Below are 811 nucleotides of genomic sequence, written 5' to 3'. Positions count from 1 at the left end.
GTTGACAAGATCGGCCGGCAATTCACGCTGAGGGCCGACGGCAAAACGCTCTGCCTCTACAATCGAGCCCGGCCATCTAAGGCGGATCCCGTCTCCGCCGTCTACGGACCGAAGAAGCTGGTGAGGTCCGGCCCCTTCTCTTCCCCGACCGCAAGGGACGATAGATGAGCAACATCGACTATCACGAGCTCGATGGCGTGCCGACCGTTGCCAGACGCTATGCCGGAATAGGCACAAAAGTCGCCATGGTCGCCGCAGGGCTGATTGTTGCGATCGCGCTCATCTGGATCAATTGGCCCCGCGAGCCGCGCTCTCGTGATGCGGCCTCGGATGCGAGCGAAAATTTCAACCCACCTGAATTTCGCCCGCCGCAGCTGGCCGAGACGCCACAAGCGGCCGACAAGACAATCGACCAAATTGTCGTTCCGCCGCCCGCGGAAGGCCAAGCCAGCAAGCAACAGGCCGACAATGTCGATCAGACGGTTGAGCAGGGCGCCGATCTCGATGCGCAGCGGCGCGCAATCGAAGCCCAACTGGCAGCCGAGCAGGCTCGCCGCAAAGCCGAAGAAGAGGAGGCCCGACGCAAGCAAACGGCCGACGAGGAGGCGCGCCGGAAGGCCGAGGAGGCTGAGCGGCAAAAGGCAATGTGGGAGCGCCTGCGGTCGAACCAGATGATCACCAATGAGCAAGCAAACCCGGCCGCCGGGCACGATCAGCCGGCCCAGGCGCAGATCGCCGCCGACGGGCAGCTTGTTCCGGTGCCGGGCGCCGACAACGATCCGAACAAGGCTTTCCTCGCGCAATCCGAAAC

Annotated in this window: 1 pseudogene; it reads left to right on the top strand. The window is 63.7% G+C overall.

The window, feature by feature from the left end:
* Positions 1–164 precede the first annotated feature (164 nt).
* Positions 165–811, top strand: a pseudogene (locus EOA38_RS37885) (hypothetical protein); the annotation flags it as partial.

Origin of the sequence: Mesorhizobium sp. M1E.F.Ca.ET.041.01.1.1, assembly GCF_003997355.1 — a bacterium.
Classification (GTDB): domain Bacteria; phylum Pseudomonadota; class Alphaproteobacteria; order Rhizobiales; family Rhizobiaceae; genus Mesorhizobium.
The sequence above is the reverse complement of the archived record's forward strand: the minus strand, read 5'-3'. Positions and strand labels throughout refer to the sequence as shown.